Origin of the sequence: Pseudonocardia autotrophica, assembly GCF_003945385.1 — a bacterium.
GTDB classification, from domain to species: Bacteria; Actinomycetota; Actinomycetes; order Mycobacteriales; family Pseudonocardiaceae; genus Pseudonocardia; species Pseudonocardia autotrophica.
On the sequence record NZ_AP018920.1, the window covers coordinates 1,190,861 to 1,215,376 of the forward strand.

Below are 24,516 nucleotides of genomic sequence, written 5' to 3' on the forward strand. Positions count from 1 at the left end.
GGTGGGCGTCGCAGGTTCCGCGGGCGCAGCACGCGGTGCGGACCGGTCAGCTGGCGGCGGCGTCGGCCCCGTCGGCGGACTCGCCGTCGGCCCGGCGCCGGGACCCGCCGCGGCGCCGCCGGCGACGCGGCTTGGTGCCCTCGCCGTCGGTGGAACCGCCTGCCTCGGGGCCGCTCGTGGGGGCGCTGCTCGCCGCGCTCGCCGCGGACGTCTCCGGGGCACCGTCACCGGTCGCGGAGCCGGCGTCGACGGTCACGCCGCCCCTGGTCCGGGTGCGGGCCCGGCGCTTGCGGGCGGGCCTGCGGCCGTCCTCGTCACCCGAGGGGGTGGACGGACCGGAGTCGCGCCCGGTGCGACCACCGCTGCGCTGCTTGCGCGATCCCTGGTGGTCGCCCTCGGAGTCGATGTACTCGGCGCCGAGCCCGGCCCGGGTGCGGGCGGACAGCGGCAGCCGCCCGCTCGCACTGGTCGGGATGTCCAGGTCGGTGAACAGGTGGTCCGACGTCGAGTAGGTCTCGACCGGCTCGTCGATGCCCAGCGACAGATCGTCGGAGATCATCTTCCAGCGCGGGGTCTCGTCCCAGTCCACCAGCGTGACGGCGACGCCCTCGCGCCCGGCGCGGCCGGTGCGGCCGATCCGGTGGACGTAGGTCTTCGCGTCCTCGGGGCACTGGTAGTTGATGACGTGCGTGACGCCGGTGACGTCGATGCCGCGGGCGGCGACGTCGGTCGCGACCAGCACGTCGACCTTCTCCGAGCGGAACGCGCGCAGCGCCTGCTCGCGGGCGCCCTGGCCCAGGTCGCCGTGCACCGCGGCCGCGGCGAACCCGCGCTCGGCCAGGTCGTCGGCGACCCGCTGGGCGGTCCGCTTGGTCCGGGTGAAGATCATGGTCAGGCCGCGCTCGCGTGCCTGCAGGACCCGGGTGACCAGCTCCACCTTGTCCATCGCGTGCGCGCGGTAGACGAGCTGCTTGGTGCGCTCGTGGATGGAGCCCTGGTCGGCCTCCTCCGCGCGGATGTGCGTCGGGCGGGTCAGGAACGCCCGGGACAGCTGCACGATCGGGCCCGGCATGGTCGCCGAGAACAGCATCGTGTGCCGCTCCTCGGGCAGCATCCGCAGGATCCGCTCGACGTCGGGCAGGAAGCCCAGGTCCAGCATCTCGTCGGCCTCGTCGAGGACGAGCGCCTTGACCCGGCCGAGCACCAGGTGGCGCTGCTCGGCGAGGTCGAGGAGCCGGCCGGGGGTGCCGACGATGACGTCGACGCCCTTGCGCAGGGCCTCCAGCTGCGGCTCGTAGGCACGGCCGCCGTAGATGGCGACGACGCGCACGCCGAGGTTCTTGCCGGCCGCGGCGATGTCCCGCGCGACCTGCACGCAGAGCTCGCGGGTCGGGACGACGACGAGCGCCTGCGGGACGTCCTTGGTGCGGTCGGCGGCCTCGCCCTCGGCGGTGGCGGCGGCGCGCTCGCCGGGCGGGGTGATCCGCTGCAGCAGCGGGACGCCGAAGCCCAGCGTCTTGCCGGTGCCGGTGCGCGCCTGGCCGATGACGTCCTCGCCGGCGAGCGCCAGCGGGAGCGTCAGCTCCTGGATCGCGAAGGTGCGGATGATGTCGTTCTCCGCGAGCGCGGAGACGATCTCGTCGCGGACGCCGAGCTCGGCGAAGGTGGGGGGCAGCTTCTCGCCGCCGGGGTTGGTGACGCCGAGCGGGGCCTCGACGGGCGTGATGCCGGTCGACAGGAAACCGGGGTCGGCCGCGGGGCCGGTGGCCTCCGCGTCGGACGCTGCGCTGAACTCAGGGCTGGATGCTGCGCTGGACTCGGGGCTGGACTCGGGGCCGGACTCGGAACCGGACTCTGCACTGCCTTCGGGAACGGACAGGATGATCGCCTCTCTCCGCGCACAGGAGCCGTGGCGTGGCTCGTCGACCGCCGCTCGCCCACATCGGGGTCGGGGCAGGAGAGCCGCCGAGGCGCTGCGCGCACCATGTCGGGTGCGGGTCCGGTGAGATGTGGCCGGCCGCGGAACGGCCCACCCGCCCCGTTTCCCGGGTTCCCGCGCGTGTGCACGTCAGCCGTACGTCGGCGACGCGCTGTTCGCATGGTACCCCCCCGCGTCCCGATTGCACGACGAGCACGCCGCGCGTCGGGGCGGTGAGATACCTCGCGTGCCCTGCGGGTGATCATCCGGGCTGGTGCCCGCCGTCCGGTTAGGGTGACCGTCATGACCACCGATGCCGGTCCGCCGGCCGCCGGCCCCTCCCCGGTGACCGTCGAGCTGCTCGGCGTGCTCGGCTACGGCGAACTGTCCGCGTTCGACCGGCTCGCCGAGGACGCGCGGGCCGCACCGACGCTCACCGGCCGGGCTCAGCTCTCCACGATGGCGGCCGCGGAGATCGGTCACTTCCGGCTGATCGAGGAACACCTGGGCGCCTCCGGTGTCGCGATCGCCGACGCGATGGCCCCGTTCGTCACCCTGATCGACAGCTACCACGCCTCGACGGCCCCGCGGAGCTGGCTGGAGTCGCTGGTGAAGGCCTATCTCGGCGACGGTCTCGGCGCCGACTTCTACCGCGAGGTCGCCGGCTGGGTGGATCCGGACACCGGTGACCTGGTCCGCAGGGTGCTGGCCGACACCGGCCACTCGGCGTTCGCCGAGCGCGAGGTGCGTGCCGCCTGCGAGGCCAATCCGCACCAGCGCGACCGGCTCGCCCTGTGGGGCAGGCGGTTGCTCGGGGAAGCCGTCACGCACGCCCAGCGGGTGGTGGCCGAGCGGGACGAGCTGGCCGAGTTCATCGTCCTCGGCTCCGGTGCGAAGGGCGGCGTCGCGGGCCTGATCAAGACCGTCCAGGTCGCCCACGGCAGGCGGATGAGCAGGCTCGGACTGTCCTGAGCCCGTTCTCGACTAGCCTGGCGCCGGCAAGGGCAGGACGTGAACGGATCGGGAGGCCAACCGGTGAAGGTCAAGATCGGCATCGCGGAGACCCCGCGCGAGCTCGTGGTGTCCAGCGACCGCACGCCGGACGAGGTGGCCCAGCTCGTGAGCGGGGCGCTCAAGTCCGACGACGGGTTGCTGGACCTCACCGACGACCAGGGGAACCGCTTCGTCGTGCCGGTGGCGCGGATCTCCTACGTGGAGATCGGCCCGGGCGAGGAGCGCAAGGTCGGCTTCGGTCTGGGCGGCAAGCCCTGAGCGTCGTACACCACCGGCAGGACTGACCGGTGGATCCGGGCCCGGTCCCTCCGCGGAGGGACCGGGCCCGGTCACGTCGGCCGGTGCCGGTCAGTCGGTCTCCGGCGGTGGCGGCTCGTCCAGCCCGAACGGCGGACGCCCGGTCCCGGCGATCCGGAACCGGTCCCACATGTCCGGCTCGGACAGCGTCCCGACCGCGGCGTGGCCCGGTGTCCTGATCTCGGCATCCGTGCCGCGGGTGCCGAGCAGCTCGGTCAGGCGCCGGTGCGCGAGTACCCGCCCGGACCAGTGCAGCCGGCCGTCGAACGGTTCGTGCCGGGCGTCGAGCAGCACCTCCACCGGGATCTCCTCGCCCTCGACGACCAGCGTCGCCGGGCCGCGGTAGCCCTCGTCGGCATGATCGTCGGCGTGGTCGGCACCGTCGCTGTGCCCGTGCCCGTGCCCGTGTCCGCTCATGTCGGCCGGCCCTCCGGGGCGATGCGGGTGTCGACGCGGGCATCGGCGGCGGTGGCCGTGCCGGTGTCGGTGGCCGTCCCGGTGTCGGCTGCGGTGCCGGTGGATGTCCCCGTCCCGGTCCCGCCCTCGGTGCCGGTGGCGGTGTGCGGGGGCGGGACCAGGCGCAGGATGTCGGCGTTCGCCGTCGGCTGGTCGATCCCGGCGACGCCGGCGACCCCGCCCCACACCAGCGTGGACAGGTAGTTCGTCAGCGCGTCCCGGCTCATCGTGCGGCGGTCGAGCCACCACTCCCCGGCGGCCTGGACGAGGCCGATGAGCCCGTGCGCCCAGACCTCGGCGCCGCCCGAGTCACGCCCCTCGGATCGCAGCCGCTCGCCGAACAGGGTGGCCAGCAGGGCCCCGATCCGGCCGCGGACGTCCTCGACGATCTCCGCACCAGGGGCCGGCTCGGCGGGGTTGGCCACGACGAAGCGGTAGAGCTGCGGCTCGTCCTCGATGCCACCGAGGAACGCGTCGATCACCGCGGCGATGTGCTCGATCGGCTCGGCCTCCACGGCCAGGACCGGGTAGATGCGCTCCATCAGCATCTCGGCGGCCCGCTCGCCGACCGCGCGCTGAAGATCGGCACGGTCGTCGAAGTGCCGGTAGAGCACCGGCTTGGTGATCCCGGCGGCGGCGGCGATCTGCGCGACGGAGACACCGGGCCCGTGTTCACGGACGGCGTCGATCGCCGCCTGGACCATCTCCGACCGGCGTTGCTCGCGGCGCCGGGCCCGTGGGTCCGGCTTGACATCTCTCTGCTCCTGCGGCACGTTACCAGTGGTAGCCGTTACCGCTGGTAACAGCAAGCGCTTGCGGTGTCCGGAACAGCACATCGACCGACGATCCGGTCCGGACCTGCATCAGACAGGAAGGCGTGGCCGATGAGCGCTCCCGCCCGCACCGGCAGCAGAAGCAGGATCGCCGACCGGGAGGACACGGCCCGGCGGCTGCTGCGCAGCTCGGTCGACAAGTCCTACGACCCGTCGATCGACATCGACTGGGAGGCGCCGCTCGTCGAGGGTGCCTACGGGGTCGTCCCCGAGCGGGTGTCGTTGTACGGCACGCCGCTGTGGGACGAGCTGTCCGAGGAGCAGCGGGTCACGCTGTCGGTGCACGAGTTCTGCAGCGTCGCCCGGATCGGGCTGTGGTTCGAGATGATCCTGATGCAGATGCTGCTGCGCTACGCCTACGACCGCGATCCGCGCCGCCCGCACATCCAGTACGCGCTGGTCGAGATCGCCGACGAGTGCCGGCACTCGATGATGTTCGCCAAGGCGACCGAGCGCTACGGGGTCCCGGACTACGCACCGGACCGGCTCACCCACGAGCTGGGCCGGGTGATGAAGACGATCGGGACCGGGCCCGCGATGTTCGCCGGAACGCTCTACGTCGAGGAGATCCTCGATCAGCTCCAGCGCGAGGGGATGCGCGACGAGCGGGTGCAGCCGCTCTCCCGGATGATCAACAAGATCCACGTGACGGAGGAGGCCCGGCACGTCCGCTACGCCCGCGAGGAGCTGCAACGGATCATGCCGAAGACGAACGCGGCGCAGCGCTCCCTCGCCCGGAACGAGACCGCGGCGATCGCCTTCGTCGTCGCCCGCAACCTGATCCATCCCGAGGTGTACCGCAGCGTCGGCATCGAGCCGTCGGTCGGCCGGAAGATCGCGCGGGCCAATCCGCACCACCGCGAGATGCTGCGCTGGTCGGCCCGCAAGCTCGTGCCGTTCCTGCGTGAGCAGGGCGTCATCGGTGGGCCGTCGGAGCTGCTGTGGAAGCGCGCGCACCTGATCTGAGTCCCATCTCCGAGCCGAGAGGAGCCGGACGTGAGCAGGCGGATCGTCACCCGCGACGGGACCGGGTTGTACGTGCGGGAGTCCGGACCCGAGGCGGCGCCGGTGACCGTGCTCCTGGCGCACGGCTGGACCCTCGACGAACGTTGCTGGGCGCCGGTCGCGGACACCATCGCCGCGGGTGTGCAGTCCGGCCCGCCGACCCGGGTGGTCCGCTACGACCACCGCGGGCACGGCCGGTCCGACGACACCCCCGACGAGCGCAAGACCCTCGAGCGGCTGGCCGACGACATGGCCGAGGTGATCGAGCAGGTGATCCCGGCCGGGCCGGTCGTGATCGCCGGGCACTCGATGGGCGGGATGACGGCGATGTCGCTCGCCCAACGTCATCCGGAGCTGGTCGCGGAGCGGGTCGCCGGGGTCGCGCTCGTCGCCACGGCCAGCGGCGGGCTCGGCGGGGCCGCCACGCTCGGGATGAGCGGGCGTCCGGCGGAGCTGTTCCTGGCGGGCAAGGAGAAGGTGACGGTCAGTCCGCTGTGGACCGACCGGCGGGCGCTGAGCTCGCATCCGGCGTTGCTGCGGGCCGGGGTGCGGCCGCTGCTGCTCGGGCGGCAGCCGGACCGGGAGGCGGTCCGGCTGACCTGCGACGCGATCGCCGGCTGCCGTCCGACCACGATCTCCGGGTTCACCCCGACGCTCACCGCGCACGAACGGGACGCGGCGCTGGCCGCGTTCGCCGAGCTGCCGGTGGAGGTACTGGTCGGGTCCCGGGACCGGCTGACCCCGCCCCGCTACTCCCGCCGCATCCGCGACGGGCTGCCCCGCTCCGGGCTGACGGTGTTCCCGGACGCCGGGCACATGCTGCCCGTCGAGCGGGTCGCCGGGGTGGCGGCCCGGATCGGCGCGCTGGTGCGGGGGACCGTGCGGGCCGACCGGGCGGCGTGACCGCACGCCGGCCGGTAGGGCTCAGAGCTGTTTCAGAGCTGTCTCAGAGCTGTTCGGGACTCTCGGTGAGCTTGGGGAATCCGCCGATGCCCCGCCAGGCCAGCGACGTCATCAGCGCAACCGCCTCGTCACGCGGGACCCGCTGGTCGGAGTCCAGCCAGAACTGGGCGCCGACCTGGCTCAGCCCGACCAGGCCGACGGCGAGCAGCCGGGCCCGGTCCTGGTCCAGCCCGGCGTCGGTGGTGACCGCACCGGCGACGGCGTCGATGCACCGGTCGAGCGCGCTCTCCACGACGGAGGCGGCCTCCGGGTCGCCCCGCAGGTCGGACTCGAACACCAGCCGGTAGGCCTTGCCCTCGCCGGCGACGAAGTCGAAGTAGGCGGCGACGGCGGCCTGGACGCGTTCCTTGTTGTCGCCGGTCCGCTCGATCGCCCCGGAGACCCGCTCGACCAGCTCCTCGGCGTAGGTGGTGAGCAACGCCTGGTACAGCTCGAGCTTGCCGGGGAAGTGCTGGTAGAGCACCGGCTTGCTGACCCCGGCCCGCTCGGCGATGTCGTCCATGGCCGCCGCGTGGTACCCCTGATCGGCGAACACGTCGCGGGCGGCCAGCAGCAGCTGGGCGCGCCGCGCTCCACGGGACAGGCGTGCGCCCCGAGGTGTGGCGGTTCCGGTCATCGGCCCCCTACCTTTCACCCGGTGTGGGGTCACCCTACCCGCTGGTAACCGGGATTACTAACGATCCGTCATCGCCGCTGCCGGCGCCTCGCCGGGCGTGGATCGGACGCCTGTCCGGGCCCGCCGGGCGCGCACCGCGAGGGCCCCCAGGACCGGCAGCGCGGCGACCACCGGGCCCGGTGCTCCGGCCGCCGCCGCGACCGTCCCGGCGGCGGCCAGCACGATCGCAGCGACGACCGCGCTGCGGGTGTGCGCGCGGGCCCGCCGGGCCAGTACGAGGGCTGCGGCCACCTCGGTGGGACCGCCTCGGGCGGCGATCCTCGCGGATCCCGCGACGGGATCGGGAACCGGGTCCGGTTCCCCCGGGGCCCCCGGTTCGACGCTGCGCCACGGGAGCAGGGCGACGGCGAGATCGGCACCGGCCAGTGCGTCCGGATCGGTCCCGGGGTCGGCCGCGACCGCGACCGTGCGGCCGCGGGCGCGCAGGCCCGCGACGGCCGCTGCCCTGGCGGCGGGGCCCAGCCCGGCGCGGACGGCGTCCGGGTCGTCGGGGTCCAGTCCGACGGCCAGCGCGAGGGTGCGGGCGGCACCGTCGTCGTCGGGGGTGAGCAGAGCAGGCTCGGCTCCCGCGGCCCGCAGCGCGTCCAGCCCGGCGGCGGCCGACGGGTGCGGGACCCGGTCCAGGGTGAGCACCGCCCGGGCGGCCCCGTCCCAGGCGACCGCGACCACCGAGCCGCCGTCGGCGACGGCGCGTTCCCGTGCGGCCCGCAGGCCGGGCGGGAGCCGGACGCCGTGCTCGTGCAGCCACTCCGGGGAGCCGACGAGCACCGCGTGCGCCACCACCGTCGTGGCCGGGCCGGGCCCGGGGTGCGTGCGGCCGTCGTGCTCGGCGAGCGCGACGACCGGCTCCCCGGACACGGGTCCGGCGGCGGCCGCACCGGCCCCGGCGCGCACCCGCCCGGTCACCACGCCGGGCCGCATCCCGTCGACCGGCACGAGCTCGGCGACCAGGCCGGACACCCCCAGTCCCGGCTGCTCGTCGGCCTCGGCGACGTCCGGGACCGGGCCACCGGCGGCGGCCGACAGCGCCCGCGCGACCGGGGCCAGATCCGAGCCCGGCCGGCAGCCCGCGGTGACCGACGCGGCCAGCTGCAGCACCGTGTCCGGGTCCTCCCCGCGCGCCGGGTGCACCACGATCGCGCCGGGCCCGGTGCCGGTGAGCACGTCCGGCCCGGCGAGCGCGACGGTGTCGATCCGCTGCACGACGCCGTGGGCGCCGAACGGACGGGTCCAGCCGACCGGGTCCTGCCGGGGTCCTGGCCCCGGCAGCGGCAGCCGCACGTCCGTGCCACCCGCGCGGTCGGCGGCCCGCACGGCCGCGGGCGCGGCGGCCAGCAGCACCACCGGGCAGGCGGCCAGCAGCACGGCGAGTCCGGCGAGTCCGGCGACCGGCCATCCCTGCCCGGAACCCACCCGGAAACCGGTCACGGCGAGCGCGACCAGCACGGCGATCGGGACCAGCCGGGTGCACCAGCGGTCCGCCACCGCCCGCAGGGCGTCCCGGGGGTGCGCCGCGGTCTCCCGGACGACCGGCGGCCCGTCGGTCCCCGCGGCGGACGGCGGCGTGCGGCGGCCGGTGTCGGCCACGATCACGGCCAGCACGGTGAGCACCGCGGCGGTGCCCGGCAGCAGGGCCGGGCCGCCCAGCAGACCGAGCAGGTCCGCCGGCGTGCTCCCGGCGCCCCAGCCGCCGAGCACGGCCGACGGACCGGCCGGTGAGACGGCGGCGGCGAGCACGGCCGGCGCAGCCCACGCCGACGCGCCCAGCGTGGCGATCGAGACACCGACGTCGGTGCTGACGGTCCCGGCCCGCAGCGCGGCGGCCGCGCCCCGGTGCCCCGCCCGTCCGGCGACCAGGACGACGGCGAGCGCGAGCAGCACGCTCGCGGCCAGCAGCGCAGGGACGACCGGCGCCGGGACGAGCAGCGGGCCGGCGACCGGCAGGGCGAGTGCCGTCACGGCGGCGGCGAGCGCGACCGGGATGCGGGAGCGCACCGGCTCAGCTCCCCGGTGCCGTCGGCCGGGTGAACTCGGTCGGCAGGGTGAACTCACAGGAGCGGAGCTCCCCGCCGGACCGGTAGTCGAGGAACAGCCGGTGGTCGCCGGCCGCCGGGACCGACGCGGAGAACGCGATGCCCGGCCCGGCCCGGTCGTCCGCGGCCGCACCGGTCACCTCCGGCCGTGCCGGGAACCGGGCCAGGTCGCCCTGCCGGACGACGGTGAGGCTGCCGAACGCACCGCCGTCGACGGGTTCGAGATCGGTGACCGGGACGCCGTCGCGGCCGACCGTGGCGAACAGCCGCGAGCTGCCGCCGGGCAGCAGCGCACCGTCGATCCGGACCTGCTGGTCGCTGGGGCCGCACAGCCCCGACCGGTCCTCGTGGTCGAACCGGAACGCGCCGTAGGGGCCCGGGACGTGCACGTCGGCACCGAGATCGAGGGCGGGCCCGCCGGTCGGGGTGAAGGCCGCGTACAGCCGCCACACCCCCTCGCCGGGAAGGGTCACCGGGGCCCGCCACAGCCCGTCCGGGCCGGGTTCGGCGCGCAGCCGCATGTATCCGGCGACGTCGCGCCGGATGACCGCGACGTCCATCACCGGCCTGCCATCGCCGGGGGTGTCGAACCGGGTCACCGGCTCGCCGTCCGAGCCGGTGACGGTGAAGGTGATCTCGGTGGCCTCCCGCCACGGGTACATCAGCCGGGCCGGGGTGAGCGTGTAGCCGGCGGCGGTGCTGGTCACGCCGCCGTCCGGCGGGGGGTCGCTCCGGCCGGCCGGGAGCACCCGTCCGTCGTCGAGCTCGGCGGTCTCCCGGCCCTGCGCCGCGGCCGGCGCCTCCAGCGCGCCACCGGCCGTCCAGGCACAGGTGAAGACGAGGACCGACGCCGCGCCGAAGCCGGCGATCCGGGCCGCGGCCGATCCGGCGATCCGCCCCATGCGCGTCCTCCAGTGTCCGGCGTCCCCCCGGTACAACGCGTGGACGCCCCCGTCGTTGCGCTCGGTGTGCACAGGAGAACGCGGAGTGACGAAGGTCGGTGCCGGTGACGAGACGGAGGTCACCCGCGATCGGCACGGTCGCGCCCGGCACGTCATCCTGGTCGAATGGCCGCCGGTACGTCGCTCCCCGTTCACCCCTCCGTCACCGCGCCCCGGCCTGCCCGCACATCCGGCGCGCAGCCGCGGCCGGTCGATCCCGCGACGCTCGCCACGCTGCCCGACGAGATCCCGCCGTGGCCCGGCCGGACGATCACCGCGGGCGGGGTGTCGCTGCACGTCCGCCGGACGCCGGGGACGGGTGCGGCACACGATCCGGACGCCTCCGAGGCCGTCTACGTGCACGGCCTGGCCGGGTCGGCGACGAACTGGACCGATCTGGCGGGGCTGCTGGCGTCGCGTGCGTCGGGATTGTCGATCGACCTGCCCGGCTTCGGTCTGTCCGAGCCCACCGCGGCGCGGGACTACACCCCGGACGGCATGGCGGACGCGCTGCTCTGCTGGCTGGCCGGCCGCCGCGAGCAGCGGGCCAGGGCCGGGGAGCGTCACGACGGCCGGTTCCACCTGGTCGGGAACTCCCTCGGCGGGCTGATCGCGATGACGGTCGCCGCCCGCCGTCCGGAGCTGGTGCGGTCGCTGACCCTGGTGTCGCCCGCGATGCCGGACCTGCGCCCCGATCCGCGGCGGCTCTCCGATCCGCGGATGGCGCTGGCGATGGTCCCGGTGCTCGGCCGCGGCGCGCGCCGGGCACTGGCCGTCGAGCCGGTGCGCGAGTGCGCCGAGCGGATCGTGCGGGTCTGCTTCGCCGATCCGCAGCGCGGCTCCGAGCGCAGGCTCGACGAGCTGATCGCCGAGCACGAGTACCGGGCGACGTTGCCGTGGGCGGCCGAGGCGACCGACGGCGCGACCCGCGGCCTGCTGGCGACCTGGGCCGGGCGATCGGCCTGGCAGCGTGCGTCGAAGGTGCGGGCACCCTCGCTCGTCGTGTGGGGTGGCGCGGACCGGATCGTGTCGCCGCGGCTGGCCCGCCGGACCGCTGCGGCGCTGCCGGACGCGCGGATGCTGGTGCTGCCCCACACCGGGCACGTCGCACAGATCGAGAGCCCCGAGCAGGTCGCGCTCGCCGTCGCCGGGCTGTGGGACGAGACCTGATCGCACGGTCGGGGAAGATGGGGCGACCCCGGAGCGTTGAGACGCCCAGACACCCGCACGTGAACTTCGGAGGAGTGGACGAGATGGCGCTACCGCCGCTGGTGGAGCCGGCTGCCGAGCTCACCAAGGAAGAGGTCGAGCGGTACAGCCGCCACCTCATCATCCCGGATGTCGGGATGGACGGGCAGAAGCGGCTGAAGAACGCCAAGGTCCTCGTCGTCGGAGCGGGTGGCCTCGGCTCGCCCGCGCTGCTGTACCTGGCAGCGGCCGGGGTGGGCACGCTGGGGATCGTCGAGTTCGACGTGGTCGACGAGTCGAACCTGCAGCGTCAGATCATCCACGGTCAGTCCGACGTCGACCGCCCGAAGGCGGAGTCGGCCCGGGACTCGATCCGCGAGACCAACCCCTACGTCGAGGTCCGGCTGCACAACGAGCGGCTGACCAGCGAGAACGTCCTCGACATCTTCCGGGACTACGACCTGATCCTGGACGGCACCGACAACTTCGCCACCCGTTACCTGGTGAACGATGCGGCGGTGCTGCTGGGCAAGCCCTACGTCTGGGGCTCGATCTTCCGGTTCGAGGGCCAGGCGTCGGTGTTCTGGGAGGACGCCCCGAACGGCCAGGGCCTGAACTACCGCGACCTCTACCCGGAGCCGCCGCCGCCCGGGATGGTCCCGTCCTGTGCCGAGGGCGGCGTGCTGGGCGTGCTCTGCGCGTCGATCGGCTCGATCATGGTCAACGAGGCGATCAAGCTGATCACCGGCATCGGTGAGCCGCTGCTCGGGCGCCTGGTGATCTACGACGCGCTGGAGACGACCTGGCGTCAGGTGAAGATCCGCAAGGATCCGGAGACGCCGAAGATCACCGAGCTGATCGACTACGACGCGTTCTGCGGCACCGTCACCCAGGACGCGCAGGACGCGGCCGCCGGCAACACCATCACCGTCGGCGAGCTCAAGCAGATGATGGACGCCGGCAAGGACTTCCAGCTCATCGACGTCCGTGAGCAGCACGAGTACGAGATCGTCTCGATCCCGGGCGCGACGCTCATCCCGAAGGACCGGATCCTCTCCGGCGAGGCGCTGTCGGAGATCGCGCAGGACCGGCCGGTGGTGCTGCACTGCAAGTCCGGTGGCCGTTCGGCCGAGGCGCTCGCGGCCCTGCACCGGGCCGGTTTCGCGGACGCGGTGCACGTCGGCGGTGGCGTGCTCTCCTGGGTCAAGCAGATCGACCCCTCGCAGCCGAGCTACTGACCGTCACGATCGTTCCGACACGGCCGTCGTCCCGCACCCGCGGGGCGGCGGCCGTTCGTCGTTCGTCACATGTCGTGACCGGCGAGTAACCATCCAGATACTTGACAAACCGTCCGATCTCACTCCGCTGAACGGGTGAAGATCGGTGATTTGGCTCCGAAGTGGACCGTTTCGCCGAAACATCACCGTGGGTCGCCGCGACAAGCCGATGCACGTCGGGGGCCGGCGTGACGGCGGCGAGGAGGTCACTGTGGACGGACCGGTGCGACGGTGTGCGCTGGATGGTTGCGAGGAATCGATCGTGGCGGACGACGGTCCGCCGGAGACGCGGCCGCAGCGCCGGTACTGTTCCGCGGCGCACCGGGTCCGCGCCCGTCAGGTGCGGCGGGCGGCGGCCCAGGCGGCGGGTGACGAGCGGCTCGCCGGGACGCTCCCGTGGCTCCGCGAGCCCGAGCCCGCCCAGGATGAGCCGGGCCCGGCCGGTCCGGCTCCCCGGTCCCGGCCGGTCGTGCGCGTCGCGCCGGCCCGGCTGCGTGCGCCGCGCGGCCCGCTGCGGCACCGCCGCACGTTCGCGTTGATCGGTGCCACCGCGACGTTGCTCGCCGGGTACGCCCTGATCACGACGGCGCCGGCACCGGTCGGCGGTACCGCCTCCGGCGAGCGGCGTACCGCGGAGGAGTGGGCGGGCGAGGCACGGATCGCGCTGGCGGCGCTCGACGAGCAGCTGGTGACGCTGGAGCAGGCCGAACAGACCTGGCGCGCCTCGCCGCACAGCGTGCAGCACACTCCGGCGCCGGTCGCCCGGTTGCAACAGCGCCGGGACGTGCTGCGGCAGCAGCAGGCGGCGCTGCGGTCGCAGCTGGACGTGTACGCGTCCCGGGGCACGGTCGGCGATTCGCTGGCCCTCGCCGAGCAGGAGCTCGCCGAGATGGAGCAGATCGTCGCCGAGCTGCCCCCGGCCACCCGGCGGACGGGTGAGCAGGTTGCGGCGGGGGCGTCGTTGGAGGAGCAGCGGGACCTGCGGGCCCGCCGCCGTGACAGCACGGCCGAGCAGCTGAGGGCTCTGGAGGAGGGACTGGGCCGGGCGACGGCGGCGCCGCTCCCGGGTGACCGGTCCGGCACCGATCAGGTGTCCGGGGACGTGCTCGCGCTGGCCCGCGGGGAGCGGCCCGTGGTGCCGGAACCGATCGGTCGCCGCCGGGACCTGCAGATCGTCACCGGTGGCCGGGAGACGGCGGGCGACCGCGGACGCGATGACGTGAGCACAAGCGGCCCGCCGCTGGACCCGCGCGGCGCCCCGGGCGGGCGGGCGGCACCGGATCCGGAGCCGCAGCGGGCCGGCGGGAGCGCCGCGGGGCCGTCGGTCCGGCCGACTCCCGCGACCGGGCCGGGGCAGGCGCTCGGTGGCGTGGTCTCGGATGCCGCGGACGGGGTCGGCACCCTGCTCGGGGGCCGGTCCGGCGCGGATGCCGCCGACCGGGCGCCTCGTGCGGCCGGCCCGGAGGGCGCCGGGCGTCCGGCCCGGGAGGCCGGTCCGGCGCGTTCGGGCGCTGATTCCGGTGGTCCGCGGACCGGTGTCGCCGGACCACCGGATCGGGACGGGGCGAATCGTCCGGCGCGGGACCGGGCCGGTTCGGATCGAGCCGGTTCGGATCGAGCCGGTTCGGATCGAGCCGGTTCGGATCGGGCTGGTTCGGATCGGGCCGCGGACGGGCCGGTCGAGCGGATCGGCGACGGTGTCGGCCGGGCGGCCGGCGGGGTGAGCGACACCGTGCAGGACGCGGGCCGGGCGCTGAGCGGCGTCGCCGGCGGTTCGGGCCGTCGCAGCGGCCCGGCGCAGCAGGATGCCGAATCCGGCGGCGCGGGCCGGGGCGGGTCCGCCTCGGATTCCCCGGGCGGTGCGTCCGACTCCCGGGAGAGCGGCCGCGCACGGCCGGCGGAGGGCAGCCCCACCGACCGCGGCCGCGAGGAGGCCCCGCAGTCGGCGGGGTCGGGCTCGGAGTCGGGTCCGGTGGCGGCGGTGAGCCGGGCGGGTCGCTCCCGCTCGGAGTCGTCCGGATCGGAGTCGTCCGGTTCCGGGGCGTCCCGGTCGGAAGCGTCCCGCCCGGAGCGGTCACGGTCGGAGTCGCCCGGATCCGGGTCGTCCGGGTCGGAGGGCGCGCGTTCCACGGGCGGCCTGGTCGACCGGGTCGCGGCCGTGCGGTCGGAGGCCCTGGCCGGCGCGGAGCGGTCCGGTGACACCGGCGGATCCGGTGGGAACCGGGAGAAGAGCGACAGCGGGCGTTCCGGGGACGAAGGCCGCTCCGGCGGCGCCGACCGGTCCGGGAACGCCGAGCGCTCCGGTGACGGTGCGCGCTCCGGTGACGAAGGGCGCTCCGGTGGTTCCGGGCGCACCGACGGCTCCCGGGGCTCCGGAGACCCCGACGGTCGGTCCGGGTCCTCGGAGTCGTCGGGCGGGTCGGGCCGGTCGGGTTCCTCCGGCGAGTCCGGCGAGTCCGGCAAGTCCGGTGGGTCCGGGGAGTCCGGCAGGTCCGGTGGGTCGGGGGAGTCCGGCGGATCCCGTGGGATCGCCTCGGCGGTCGCCGGTTCCTACGTGGAGGCGGCCATGGGCAAGGAGGCCGCTGCCCCGGTGCTCGCCGAGGCCGACCGGCGGGCCGAGAAGCAGATGGCGGAGAAGGTGGAGGAGCGGACGTCGAGCCGCTCGTCCGGCCGTTCCGGTGGTCGTGAGGGCGGCGACTCCGGATCGGGCGACTCCGGGGGCAGGGACTCGGGATCGGGCCGCTCCGGGGGTGACGATTCCGGGGGCAGGGACTCGGGATCGGGCCGCTCCGGGGGTGACAACTCCGGGGGCGACGACTCGGGGTCCACGCGGGGCGGCTCCGGCGCGGACCGGTGGATGTCGGGCGGCTCGCAGGACTGAACCCGGCCGGGACGCGGCCGGACGGCGCTCCGCTCAGCGGAGCCGCCCGGTCGCGTCCTGCCTGATGGCAATCCAGCGGACGGCCTTGCACTGCGGCCGTCCACCGAACGTGGTGACGCGTTGCGACCGTTCGGGCGTGGCGCGGACCGGTGTATCCGGCGGCGCGGGTACCGTCGCGACCGTGACCGCTGCCCGCCCGCTCGCCACCGCGCCGGCCGCGAGCGCCCTGCCCGAGCACGTACGCATCGCCTTCGGCGTGCGTGACACCGCCCCGCGCCCGGTCGTCTGGGCCGGCCAGCGGGCCTGGCAGTGCGGCGACACGCTGCTCCGCCCGGTTTCCGATCACGTCGTCGCGGCCTGGTCGGCGACCGTTCTGGAGAACCTGGAGGTCGAGGGCGTCCGGCTGGCCCGCCCGGTGCGCTCCAGCGACGGCCGCTGGGTGGTCGGCGGCTGGGCGGCGTCCCGCTACGTCCCCGGGGCCCCGGAGCCCCGGCACGACGAGGTCGTCGCGGCATCCCTGCGGCTGCACGCGGCGACGTCCACGGTGCTGCGGCCCCGGCTGCTCGACGACCGCGACGACCTGCTGTCCCGCTCGGCCGCCGCCGCGTTCGGCGAGCGCAAGCTGGAGCTGCACCCGGAGACCGGCGGCCTGCTGTTCGCCGAGCTCGCCGCACACCGCCGGACGATCCGGCTCACCCCGCAGGTCGTGCACGGCGAGCTGTTCGGCGCGATGCTGTTCGACCCGACCGGCAGGCCCGCGGTGCTCGACCTGGTGCCGTTCTGGCGTCCGGCCGAGTGGGCCGCCGCCGTCGTCGTGGTCGACGCGGTCGCCTGGGGCGGCGCCGACGAGGACTTGATCGAGCGCTGGTCGGAGCTGCAGGAGTGGCCGCAGTCGCTGCTGCGTGCCGTCCTCTATCGGCTCGCGCTGCACGCCCAGCACCCGGACGCCACCGCCGAGTCGCTGTCCGGGATCGAGCGGGTCGCCGGGCTGGTCAGCCGCAGGCTCTGATCGCCGTGACGCTGCTGCTGACCGGCGCCGCCGGCAACATGGGGACGCTGCTGCGTCCGCGGCTCGTCCGCGACGGCCGGACCCTGCGACTGCTCGACGCCGCGCCGCTCACGGCCGGGCCGGGGGAGCAGGCGCACGCCGGATCGGTCACCGATCCCGCGGTGGTCGCCGCGGCCGTCGACGGGGCGGACGCCGTCGTCCATCTCGCCGGGATCAGCGGTGAGGCCGGCTGGGACGAGATCGTCGAGACGAACCTGACCGGCACCCGCACGGTGCTCGACGCCGCGGTCGCCGCCGGGGTCCGGACCGTCGTACTGGCGTCGAGCAACCACGCCGCCGGGTTCCGCACCCGCGCCGACGGCGTCCCGCTGCCGGCGACGGTCGAGCAGGCCCCGGACACCTACTACGGCTGGAGCAAGGCCGCGGTCGAGGGCATGGGCAGGCTGTACCACGAGCGGTACGGGCTGACCGTCGTGAGCCTGCGGATCGGGACCTGCTTCGAGAAGCCGCGCAACGCCCGCGCGCTGGCGACCTGGCTGTCGCCGGACGACGCGGCCCGGCTCGTCGAGGCGTCGGTCGATCCCGATACCCGGGGCCACCACCTGGTGTGGGGCGTCTCGGCGAACACCCGTCGCTGGTGGTCGCTCGAGGAGGGCGCGGCGATCGGCTTCCACCCGCGTGACGACGCCGAGGTGTTCGCCGCCGAGATACTGGCCGGCGGCCCGGAACCGGACCCGGCCGCGCCGGAGCACCATCGGGTCGGCGGCGGGTTCTGCGATCTCCCGCTCGGCGTCCGGATGCGTTGACGTACCGCACTCCTCACAGACATGACAACGGGCATGTGAGATAAGCGTTCCCGGCGTGTCACGCGGCGCCACCCGTCGGAAACTGGGACTCCCTAGCCTCGTCGACGACGTGGACGCCGGCGATCAGGAGTGCCATCCGTGACGACCTCAGCTTCTCCCGGCCGCCGTCTCGGCGGCCGCTGGATCGAGCACTGGGACCCCGAGGACGAGGGGTTCTGGGAACGCACCGGAAAGAAGATCGCGAGCCGTAACCTCTGGCAGTCGATCTTCTCGGAACACATCGGTTTCTCGGTGTGGACGATGTGGTCGGTCCTGGTGCTGTTCATGGGGCCGGAGTACGGGATCGACGCCGCCCAGAAGTTCTTCCTGGTCGCGGTGCCGACCCTGGTCGGCGCGATTCTGCGGCTGCCCTACACGTTCGCGGTGGCCCGCTTCGGCGGCCGGAACTGGACGATCTTCTCCGCGGCGCTGCTGATCGTCCCGCTGCTCCTTGCGCTGGTCGTGATCGAGCCGGGCGTCTCCTACACCACGCTGCTGCTGGTGGCCGCGGTCGCGGGGGTCGGCGGCGGGAACTTCGCGTCGTCGATGGCCAACATCAATGCGTTCTACCCCGAGCGGAGCAAGGGCTGGGCGCTGGGCCTGAACGCGGGCGGCGGCAACCTCGGCGTCCCGGTGGTGCAGCTGCTCGGGCTGCTGGTCATCGCGACCATCGGTGCCGGGCAGCCCCGGGTGCTGATCGCGATCTACATTCCGCTGGTGATCGTCTCCGCGATCCTGGCGTGGCGGCGGATGGACAACATCGCCGCGATGTCGAACGACACCGGCGCCTTCGCCGAGGCCTGCCGGGACCGGCAGACCTGGATCATGTCGTTCCTCTACATCGGGACGTTCGGGTCGTTCATCGGCTACTCGTTCGCCTTCGGCCTGGTGCTGCAGAACCAGTTCGACCGCACCCCGCTGCAGGCCGCCGCGGTCACCTTCATCGGCCCGCTGATCGGCTCGCTGATCCGCCCGATCGGCGGCCGGCTGGCCGACCGGTACGGCGGCGCGAACGTGACGCTGTGGAACTTCGCCGGCATGGCGGTCGCCACGCTGGTCATCATCGCCGCGTCCGGTGCGCAGTCCCTCGCGGTGTTCACGCTCGGCTTCATCCTGCTGTTCACGCTGTCCGGGATCGGCAACGGTTCCACCTACAAGATGATCCCGGCGATCTTCACCGGCCGCGCCCGGGTCAGGATCGCCGAGGGCGGCGACCGGGAGACCGAGCTCGGCACCGCGCGCAGGCTGTCCGGCGCCGTGATCGGCATTGCCGGCGCGGTCGGGGCGCTCGGCGGCCTGTTCATCAACCTGGCGTTCCGGCAGTCGTTCCTGGCGGTCGAGTCGGGGACGCCCGCCTTCTGGAGCTTCCTCGCCTTCTACGTGGTGTGCATCGGCGTCACGTGGGCGGTGTACCTGCGACCGAAGCAGGCGTCCGTGCCCGGCGGCGCCGAGCTCGTCCGGGTCTGACCGGTGCGGCCCGACGACATCCGGACCGCCACCCACTGCCCGTACTGCGCGCTGCAGTGCGGGCAGTGGATCGGGCCGTCCGGTGCGGTCGACGCCCGTGACTTCCCGACCAACGCCGGCGGGATGTGTCAGAAGGGCTGGACCTCCGCTGCTCTGCTCACCCACCCGCAGCGGCTGACGTCTCCGCTGGTCAGGGACTCGCGGACGGCCGGATTCCGGGAGACGGGCTGGGACGACGCCCTCGGCCGGGTCGCCGGCCGGCTGGCCGCGCTGCGGGCCGAGCACGGCCCGGACTCGGTCGCCGTGTTCGGCGCGGGCGGTCTGACCAACGAGAAGGCCTATCTGCTCGGCAAGTTCGCCCGGGTCGCGCTGGGCACCTCGCAGATCGACTACAACGGCCGGTTCTGCATGTCCTCGGCGGCCGCCGCGGGCAACCGCGCATTCGGGATCGACCGCGGACTGCCGTTCCCGGTGACCGATCTCGACGACGCCGAGCTGATCGTGCTGGCCGGCGCGAACGTCGCCGAGACGATGCCGCCGTTGATGTCGCACCTGAGCACGGCCCGGCTGGTCGTGATCGACCCGCGCCGCACCCCGACCGCGGAGCGGGCGATCGCCTCCGGCGGCCTGCACCTGGCACCGCGCCCGGGCACCGACCTGGTGCTGGCGCTCGGGATGCTGCACGCCGCCGTCGTCGACGGACACCTGGACCTGGCCTACGTCGACGACCGGACCAGCGGGTTCGACGACGCCTGGCGGATCGCGTCGCAGTGGTGGCCGGAACGCGCGGAGCGGGTCTGCGGGGTGTCCGCGGCCGACATGCGCACGGTGGTGCGGCTGCTCGCGACGTCGTCGCGGCGCTACGTGCTGACCGCGCGCGGCGCCGAACAACACGCACACGGCGTCGACACGGTCACCGCGTGGATCAACCTGTCGCTGGCGCTCGGCCTGCCCGGGCGGCCCGGCTCCGGGTTCGGGACGATCACCGGTCAGGGCAACGGCCAGGGTGGACGCGAGCACGGCCAGAAGTCCGACCAGCTTCCCGGCTACCGGCGGATCGACGACCCGGCTGCGCGGGCGCACGTCGGAGCGGTGTGGGGCGTCGATCCGGACTCGATTCCCGGCCCGGGGCGGAGCGCGGTGGAGCTGCTGGACTCGCTCGGGCGGCCCGGCGGGCCGAAGGCGCTGTTGGTGTTCGGCTCGAACGTGCTGGTCTCCGCGCCGGACGCGCGCGCCGTCGCCGACCGGCTGGACGCGCTGGACCTGCTCGTCGTCGCCGATGTCGTGCCCGGCGAGACCGCGATGCGGGCCGACGTGCTCCTCCCGGTGGCCCAGTGGGCCGAGGAGGAGGGCACCATGACCAACCTCGAGGGCCGGGTGCTGCGCCGTCGGCGCGCCCTCGCCCCACCGCCGGGTGTCCGTACCGACCTGGAGGTGATCTCCGGGCTGGCCGCCGCGCTGGACGCGCCGGGGGAGTTCCCGGCGGACCCGCAGCTGGTGTTCGACGAGCTGCGCCGCGCGTCGTCCGGCGGGATCGCGGACTACACGGGTGTCTCGTACGCGCGTCTGGACGCGGGGGAGGCACTGCACTGGCCGTGCCCCGCCGAGGACCATCCCGGGACACCCCGGCTGTTCGCGGACCGGTTCGCCCACGCCGACGGCCGGGCCCGGATGGTGCCGGTCGACCACGTCGAACCCGACGAGGACGTCGACGCCGGGTACCCGCTGCTGGTCACCACCGGACGGGTGCTGGCGCACTACCAGTCCGGGGCCCAGACCCGGCGGGTCGCCGAGCTCGCCGCGGTGGATCCGGAGGTGTTCGTCGAGGTGCACCCGGACACCGCCGCCCGGCACGGGCTCGCCGACGGCGAACTCGCCGACGTGACCTCGCGGCGCGGCACGACGACGGCGCGGGTGCGCTGCGTGCCGACGCTGCGGACGGACACGGTGTTCCTCCCGTTCCATTTCGGCGGGGCGGGGGCGGCGAACAACGTCACGAACCCGGCGCTGGACCCGGTGAGCCGGATGCCGGAGTTCAAGGTCGCCGCGGTGCGGCTGGCGCCGGCGACCACCGGGAGCACGCCGGGGGAGGACGCCGGCCCCGCGGCGAAGCCCGTTGCTCATGCGGGCGGATCGGGCGTCTGACCGCGTTTGCCGGGCCGGGCCGGTCACCGCGCCGTCCGCGTGGTGATCCCTGCGGTGAGTTCGTCGAAGGTGATCGCCCGGACCCGCGGTGCTTCCGTCTCGGCGGGGCTGCCGGGGCGCGGGTCGTCGACCGGTGCCCGGGGTGGCGGCACGATCCGATCGGGATCGGGCTTGCGCCGGGGCTTCTGCTGCGGGTCGATCCAGCGGGGTGGGACGAACTCGGGTCGCCTGCCGGTCATGTGGATCTCCCAGCCGGAATGGTGGACGAGGCGGTGATGGATCCGGCAGAGCAGCACGAGGTTGTCCAGGTCGGTCGGCCCGCCCCGTTCCCAGGGGAGGACGTGGTGGACCTCGCACCAGGCCGGTGGGCGGTCGCAGCCGGGGTGGGCGCAGCCGCCGTCGCGGGCGGTCACCGCGCGCCGCTGGGCGTCGGTGGCGGTGCGCTTCGCCCGGCCGACGTCGACCGGCCTGCCCTCGCCGGAGAGCACCACCGGTAGCACGGCGGCATCGCAGGCGAGCATCCGCAGCGCCCCGGGGGTGGCCTGTCCGGCGAACTCGAGGGTGGCGGTGCGGGCTCGGTGTTCGAGGTCGTCGAGCGGGATGGTGACCACGACCTGTGGTCGGCGGCCGCCGGTCTCGGGCAGCATCCGGCCAGAGGCGTGGGCGAGGGCGAATCCGCAGAGTTCGGCGAGGGCCTCGGCGGCGCGTTCCGCGGTGGTGCGCATGTCGTCGGCGTCGGCCGGGGCGGACATCGCGTGCAGGCAGGTGGCGATCCGCTCGAACTGTTCGGCGTCGTCGTAGTGGGCGCACAGGGTTCCGCCGGGCCGGTTCCGGTGGCGGGTGATGCGTAGTTCGTTGATCTGCGGTGGTGGGGCGTCGTCGGGTTCGGGACCGTCCTGGTCGAGGGCTTCGAGCAGGCGCACGCCGAAGGTGTGGAGCTCGGCGGGGGTGCACAGGACGGCCTGGTCGGCGAGGGCCTGCTCGGCGCCGGTCCATACGTCGGGGCCGAGGCGGGCGGCCGGTGCCGAGCCGAGCAGTGCGGAGATCACCTCGACGTGGCGCAGCGAGACCTCACCGGCGGCGAACACAGGGGCGGTCGCGGCGAGGCGCGCGGGCAGGGCGCTGCCGTCGAGCCCGATCCGGGGGCTGACCGCCTCGGTCGCGGAGGCGAAGCGCCGAGCGCGGCGGGGGTCGAGGTGCAGCAGGTCGGCGAGTGCGCCAGCGGGAGTGCGGTAGCCGCGCTCGGCATAGATCCCGCGCCGCTGTGCGGTGGCGAGCGCGGTGACCGCGGCATGGTCGAGGCGGCGGGCGCCGGCTTCGAGGGCGGTCTGTACGGCGCACACCTCGTCGTCGCCGGCGGTGTCGAGGAGCGCGGTGAGGTCGTCGACGGCCGCGTCGAGGCGGGCCTTCGCTGCGGCGACCTGTTCGTACATGTGTTCGATTGTAGCGTCTGAAGTCCACTGTCGAGTGTCCGTCGTCGCAGTTCAGCGACCGTTCACCGGTTTGCGATTGTGAACCGCGGAGCAGTCGCGCTTCTGCGTCGGCCACCGGCTCGCGGTCGCGCCCGCGCCGCCCATGCCCATGCCGCCCTGCGTCCACGCCGTGCCGCCCCACGCCGTGCCGCCCCGCGCCGCGCCGCCTTGCGCTCGCACTGCCCCACGCCCGTGCCGCCTCGCGCTCGCGCGGCCCTGCCTCGTGCCCGTGCCGCGCTACCCCGTGCCTGTACCGCGGTGCCTCACCCGGGCCGCCCCGCGCCGGGGACCGTGCAGCGGTGGGACGGCGCGAGAGCCGTGCCGTCACCGTCCGTCCTGGCGTGTCGCAGTGGCGCTACCGGTCACTCACCCGATCCGCGGCCGCACCGCCCACTGTCCCGGCAGGTCGTAGAACCACCCGGCCCGGATCGCGATCAGCCCGCGGTGCAGCGCGAGCGAGAGCGCCACGGCGCCCGCCGTGACCAGCGCGACGATCCCGTACTGCACGGCGACCGGTGGCGCGGTGCTCGCCAGGAGCGCGGTGAGCAGGGCGACCAGTGGAACGTTGGCCAGGTAGATCGGCAGCGTCCGTCGTCCCAGTGCGGCGACGCCCCGCCCGATCCGCCACCGGGCCAGCTGCGCGGCGGCGAGCACGCCACCGGTGACCGCGACCAGGTTCAGCACGAACGCCACGCCCGGCACGTCGTGCAGGTCCAGCAGTACCGACGCCGCGGCCACGGCGACCGCGAGCACGGCCGCCGTCAGGACCCACAGCAGGGTGGACCGTGCGGCGACCCGCTCGACGAGCCGGCGGCCGTGCCAGCCGAGCACGAAGAAGAACGCGTACCGGGCGGTGAGCTCCCAGGCGTGCCAGCCGAACTCGAGGATGCCGGCGCCGACCAGGGTGCTGAGCACGCCGGTCGCGACGAGCAGCAGCGAGCCGGGGACCCGGCGCAGCAGCCGGGCGGCGACCGAGTAGAGCGCCAGCGCGTACAGGAACCACATCGACGGGTCCGGGTACAGCAGGACCAGCGGCAGATCGGCGGCGTCGAGCACGGCGAAGTCGGGAGCCGTCCCGGTGGGCAGCGGGGTGATCACGGCGAACTGCACGACGGTCCACAACAGGTAGAGCCAGAGGAACAGCGCGACCCGCCGGTGCAGCAGGGTCCGCCACCCGCGTTCCAGGACCGGCGCCAGGAACAGTCCCGAGGCGAGCAGGAACAGCGGCATCCGCAACGAGGTCAGGGCCAGGTTCAGGGCGGCGACCGGGCCGGGCACCAGGCCGTGCGGCTCCAGGAACATCACCGCGTGGTGCAGTACCACCAGGATGATGCTGAGCCCCTTCGCGACGTCGACCCAGTCGAGTCGTCCGGCGGGGGCCGCGGATCGGGTGGTGCTCCTGTGTCGTCCGGTTCGCGTGCGAGTCAATCGACCCTCCGTGCGCCATCGCGGGTGAATGTGTCACCCCGCGTGGCGGTTCGGGGTAGTGGACTGTGTCGCTCCGCAACTGCTTAGTCCGTTCGATGAAGAGAACGCAGCCGAACGTGGTGTATCTCACGAAGCGTGAGCGTCCGCGCTCGGACGGGCGCGTCGGGTGACCGACCCGAAAAGCGCTCGACACCGGCTCTGTCAGGAATACCCTGACGGTATGACAGCGAGCACGGTATGACAGGGAGCATGGAGCACGTACTCACCACCGACGTCGGTCCCGCCGCCCGCGCGGTCACCGCGGTCGCGGTCGCCGAGATCGACCGGCACGCCGACGCGGTCGCGGGTGTCCCGCCGCTGCCCGGTACGCCCGAGTGGGAGGCGGAGCAGGGCACCGACATCCCGGTCCGCCGGGAGACCGCCTGGCAGCTCGCCGCGTTCCGGATCGCGCTCGCCGCCGGGCTCGATCCGCTGCCGAACCTGCTGGGGCTGCGCGCGGCCGGGATCAGCTGGACGACGATCGGCCGAGCGGCCGGGATCACCCGGCAGTCGGCGCACGAGCGCTGGGCGGGCCGGGTGGCTGCGGTCCACCAGGGTGAGTGGCCCGGGATGTGACGCCCCTGCCGGGCGACGGGCGACCGTCCGGTGCGTCGCCGCCGCGGATCGCG

General features: G+C 74.5%; 20 protein-coding genes. 12 read left to right on the forward strand and 8 right to left on the reverse strand.

The genetic code is table 11. The features are described from left to right. Positions 1–46: 46 nt before the first annotated feature. Positions 47–1,726 (reverse strand): DEAD/DEAH box helicase, encoded by a 1,680-nt coding sequence (locus Pdca_RS05860; protein ID WP_232021630.1) that lies wholly within the window; start codon positions 1,724–1,726, stop codon positions 47–49. A gap of 495 nt (positions 1,727–2,221) precedes the next feature. Between Pdca_RS05860 and Pdca_RS05865 the strand changes: the two genes are divergently transcribed. Beyond that, positions 2,222–2,890 carry a ferritin-like fold-containing protein gene (locus Pdca_RS05865; RefSeq protein WP_085911684.1) on the forward strand — a complete coding sequence of 223 codons (669 nt, stop codon included), beginning with the start codon at positions 2,222–2,224 and terminating at the stop codon, positions 2,888–2,890. 63 nt (positions 2,891–2,953) lie between these two features. Further along, complete coding sequence (locus tag Pdca_RS05870; RefSeq protein ID WP_085911685.1) at positions 2,954–3,190, forward strand: DUF3107 domain-containing protein; 237 nt, start codon at positions 2,954–2,956, stop codon at positions 3,188–3,190. Positions 3,191–3,280: 90 nt separating this feature from the next. Here Pdca_RS05870 and Pdca_RS05875 read toward each other — a convergent pair whose 3' ends face one another. Together Pdca_RS05875 and Pdca_RS37455 are read right to left on the reverse strand one after the other, a co-directional pair. Then, entirely contained in the window at positions 3,281–3,646 is a 366-nt protein-coding gene (locus Pdca_RS05875; protein WP_085911686.1) for a DUF4873 domain-containing protein, read from the reverse strand. Then, positions 3,643–4,458 (reverse strand): TetR/AcrR family transcriptional regulator, encoded by an 816-nt coding sequence (locus tag Pdca_RS37455; protein WP_269462840.1) that lies wholly within the window; start codon positions 4,456–4,458, stop codon positions 3,643–3,645. Before Pdca_RS37455 ends, Pdca_RS05875 begins: the two co-directional genes overlap by 4 nt. A gap of 111 nt (positions 4,459–4,569) precedes the next feature. Here Pdca_RS37455 and Pdca_RS05885 point away from each other — a divergent pair, with 111 nt between their 5' ends. Then, entirely contained in the window at positions 4,570–5,484 is a 915-nt protein-coding gene (locus Pdca_RS05885) for an AurF N-oxygenase family protein (RefSeq protein ID WP_085911688.1), read from the forward strand. A gap of 30 nt (positions 5,485–5,514) precedes the next feature. Next, a complete protein-coding gene (locus Pdca_RS05890; protein WP_232021429.1) occupies positions 5,515–6,426 on the forward strand; it encodes an alpha/beta fold hydrolase in 912 nt (303 codons plus the stop codon). Positions 6,427–6,469: 43 nt separating this feature from the next. Here Pdca_RS05890 and Pdca_RS05895 read toward each other — a convergent pair whose 3' ends face one another. Genes Pdca_RS05895 through Pdca_RS35350 form a run of 3 tightly spaced genes read right to left on the reverse strand, consistent with a single transcriptional unit; the run spans position 6,470 to position 10,097 of the window. Then, entirely contained in the window at positions 6,470–7,102 is a 633-nt protein-coding gene (locus tag Pdca_RS05895) for a TetR/AcrR family transcriptional regulator (RefSeq protein ID WP_085911689.1), read from the reverse strand. A gap of 57 nt (positions 7,103–7,159) precedes the next feature. Then, positions 7,160–9,157 (reverse strand): HAD family hydrolase, encoded by a 1,998-nt coding sequence (locus Pdca_RS05900; protein WP_085911690.1) that lies wholly within the window; start codon positions 9,155–9,157, stop codon positions 7,160–7,162. Positions 9,158–9,161: 4 nt separating this feature from the next. Beyond that, complete coding sequence (locus Pdca_RS35350; protein ID WP_085911691.1) at positions 9,162–10,097, reverse strand: hypothetical protein; 936 nt, start codon at positions 10,095–10,097, stop codon at positions 9,162–9,164. A 165-nt stretch (positions 10,098–10,262) separates the two neighbouring features. Between Pdca_RS35350 and Pdca_RS05905 the strand changes: the two genes are divergently transcribed. From Pdca_RS05905 to Pdca_RS05935, 7 genes are all read left to right on the forward strand, one after another. Further along, positions 10,263–11,306, forward strand: a complete 1,044-nt coding sequence (locus Pdca_RS05905) for an alpha/beta fold hydrolase (protein ID WP_085911692.1) — start codon at positions 10,263–10,265, stop codon at positions 11,304–11,306. A gap of 83 nt (positions 11,307–11,389) precedes the next feature. Then, the gene (moeZ, locus tag Pdca_RS05910; protein WP_085911787.1) at positions 11,390–12,562 is read left to right on the forward strand and encodes an adenylyltransferase/sulfurtransferase MoeZ; all 1,173 of its coding nucleotides are present in this window, start codon (positions 11,390–11,392) and stop codon (positions 12,560–12,562) included. A 301-nt stretch (positions 12,563–12,863) separates the two neighbouring features. Continuing rightward, positions 12,864–15,482 (forward strand): hypothetical protein, encoded by a 2,619-nt coding sequence (locus tag Pdca_RS05915; protein WP_158092094.1) that lies wholly within the window; start codon positions 12,864–12,866, stop codon positions 15,480–15,482. 181 nt (positions 15,483–15,663) lie between these two features. After that, positions 15,664–16,491, forward strand: coding sequence for a TIGR02569 family protein (locus Pdca_RS05920; protein WP_085911788.1), 828 nt, complete (start codon positions 15,664–15,666; stop codon positions 16,489–16,491). Continuing rightward, positions 16,488–17,297, forward strand: coding sequence for an NAD-dependent epimerase/dehydratase family protein (locus Pdca_RS05925; protein WP_373865497.1), 810 nt, complete (start codon positions 16,488–16,490; stop codon positions 17,295–17,297). Before Pdca_RS05920 ends, Pdca_RS05925 begins: the two co-directional genes overlap by 4 nt. A 138-nt stretch (positions 17,298–17,435) precedes the next feature. After that, positions 17,436–18,803 carry a nitrate/nitrite transporter gene (locus tag Pdca_RS05930; protein ID WP_085911694.1) on the forward strand — a complete coding sequence of 456 codons (1,368 nt, stop codon included), beginning with the start codon at positions 17,436–17,438 and terminating at the stop codon, positions 18,801–18,803. A 3-nt stretch (positions 18,804–18,806) separates the two neighbouring features. Beyond that, positions 18,807–20,948: a molybdopterin oxidoreductase family protein gene (locus tag Pdca_RS05935; RefSeq protein ID WP_232021431.1), complete on the forward strand. Its 2,142-nt coding sequence runs from the start codon at positions 18,807–18,809 to the stop codon at positions 20,946–20,948. 23 nt (positions 20,949–20,971) lie between these two features. Here the strand turns inward: Pdca_RS05935 and Pdca_RS05940 are convergent, their stop codons facing one another. After that, complete coding sequence (locus tag Pdca_RS05940) at positions 20,972–22,381, reverse strand: HNH endonuclease signature motif containing protein (RefSeq protein WP_085911695.1); 1,410 nt, start codon at positions 22,379–22,381, stop codon at positions 20,972–20,974. A gap of 405 nt (positions 22,382–22,786) precedes the next feature. Continuing rightward, positions 22,787–23,848 (reverse strand): acyltransferase family protein, encoded by a 1,062-nt coding sequence (locus tag Pdca_RS05945; protein ID WP_166665904.1) that lies wholly within the window; start codon positions 23,846–23,848, stop codon positions 22,787–22,789. Positions 23,849–24,097: 249 nt separating this feature from the next. Between Pdca_RS05945 and Pdca_RS05950 the strand changes: the two genes are divergently transcribed. Beyond that, entirely contained in the window at positions 24,098–24,463 is a 366-nt protein-coding gene (locus tag Pdca_RS05950) for a hypothetical protein (protein ID WP_232021432.1), read from the forward strand. Positions 24,464–24,516 lie beyond the last annotated feature (53 nt).

Coding starts and splice junctions, on each gene's coding strand:
- Pdca_RS05905 (WP_085911692.1), top strand. CDS start 10,263: ATGGCCGCCGGTACGTCGCTCCCCGTTCACCCCTCCGTCACCGCGCCC.
- Pdca_RS05875 (WP_085911686.1), bottom strand. CDS start 3,646: ATGAGCGGACACGGGCACGGGCACGGGCACAGCGACGGTGCCGACCAC.
- Pdca_RS05865 (WP_085911684.1), top strand. CDS start 2,222: ATGACCACCGATGCCGGTCCGCCGGCCGCCGGCCCCTCCCCGGTGACC.
- Pdca_RS05950 (WP_232021432.1), top strand. CDS start 24,098: ATGGAGCACGTACTCACCACCGACGTCGGTCCCGCCGCCCGCGCGGTC.
- Pdca_RS05885 (WP_085911688.1), top strand. CDS start 4,570: ATGAGCGCTCCCGCCCGCACCGGCAGCAGAAGCAGGATCGCCGACCGG.
- Pdca_RS35350 (WP_085911691.1), bottom strand. CDS start 10,097: ATGGGGCGGATCGCCGGATCGGCCGCGGCCCGGATCGCCGGCTTCGGC.
- moeZ (WP_085911787.1), top strand. CDS start 11,390: ATGGCGCTACCGCCGCTGGTGGAGCCGGCTGCCGAGCTCACCAAGGAA.
- Pdca_RS05895 (WP_085911689.1), bottom strand. CDS start 7,102: ATGACCGGAACCGCCACACCTCGGGGCGCACGCCTGTCCCGTGGAGCG.
- Pdca_RS05940 (WP_085911695.1), bottom strand. CDS start 22,381: ATGTACGAACAGGTCGCCGCAGCGAAGGCCCGCCTCGACGCGGCCGTC.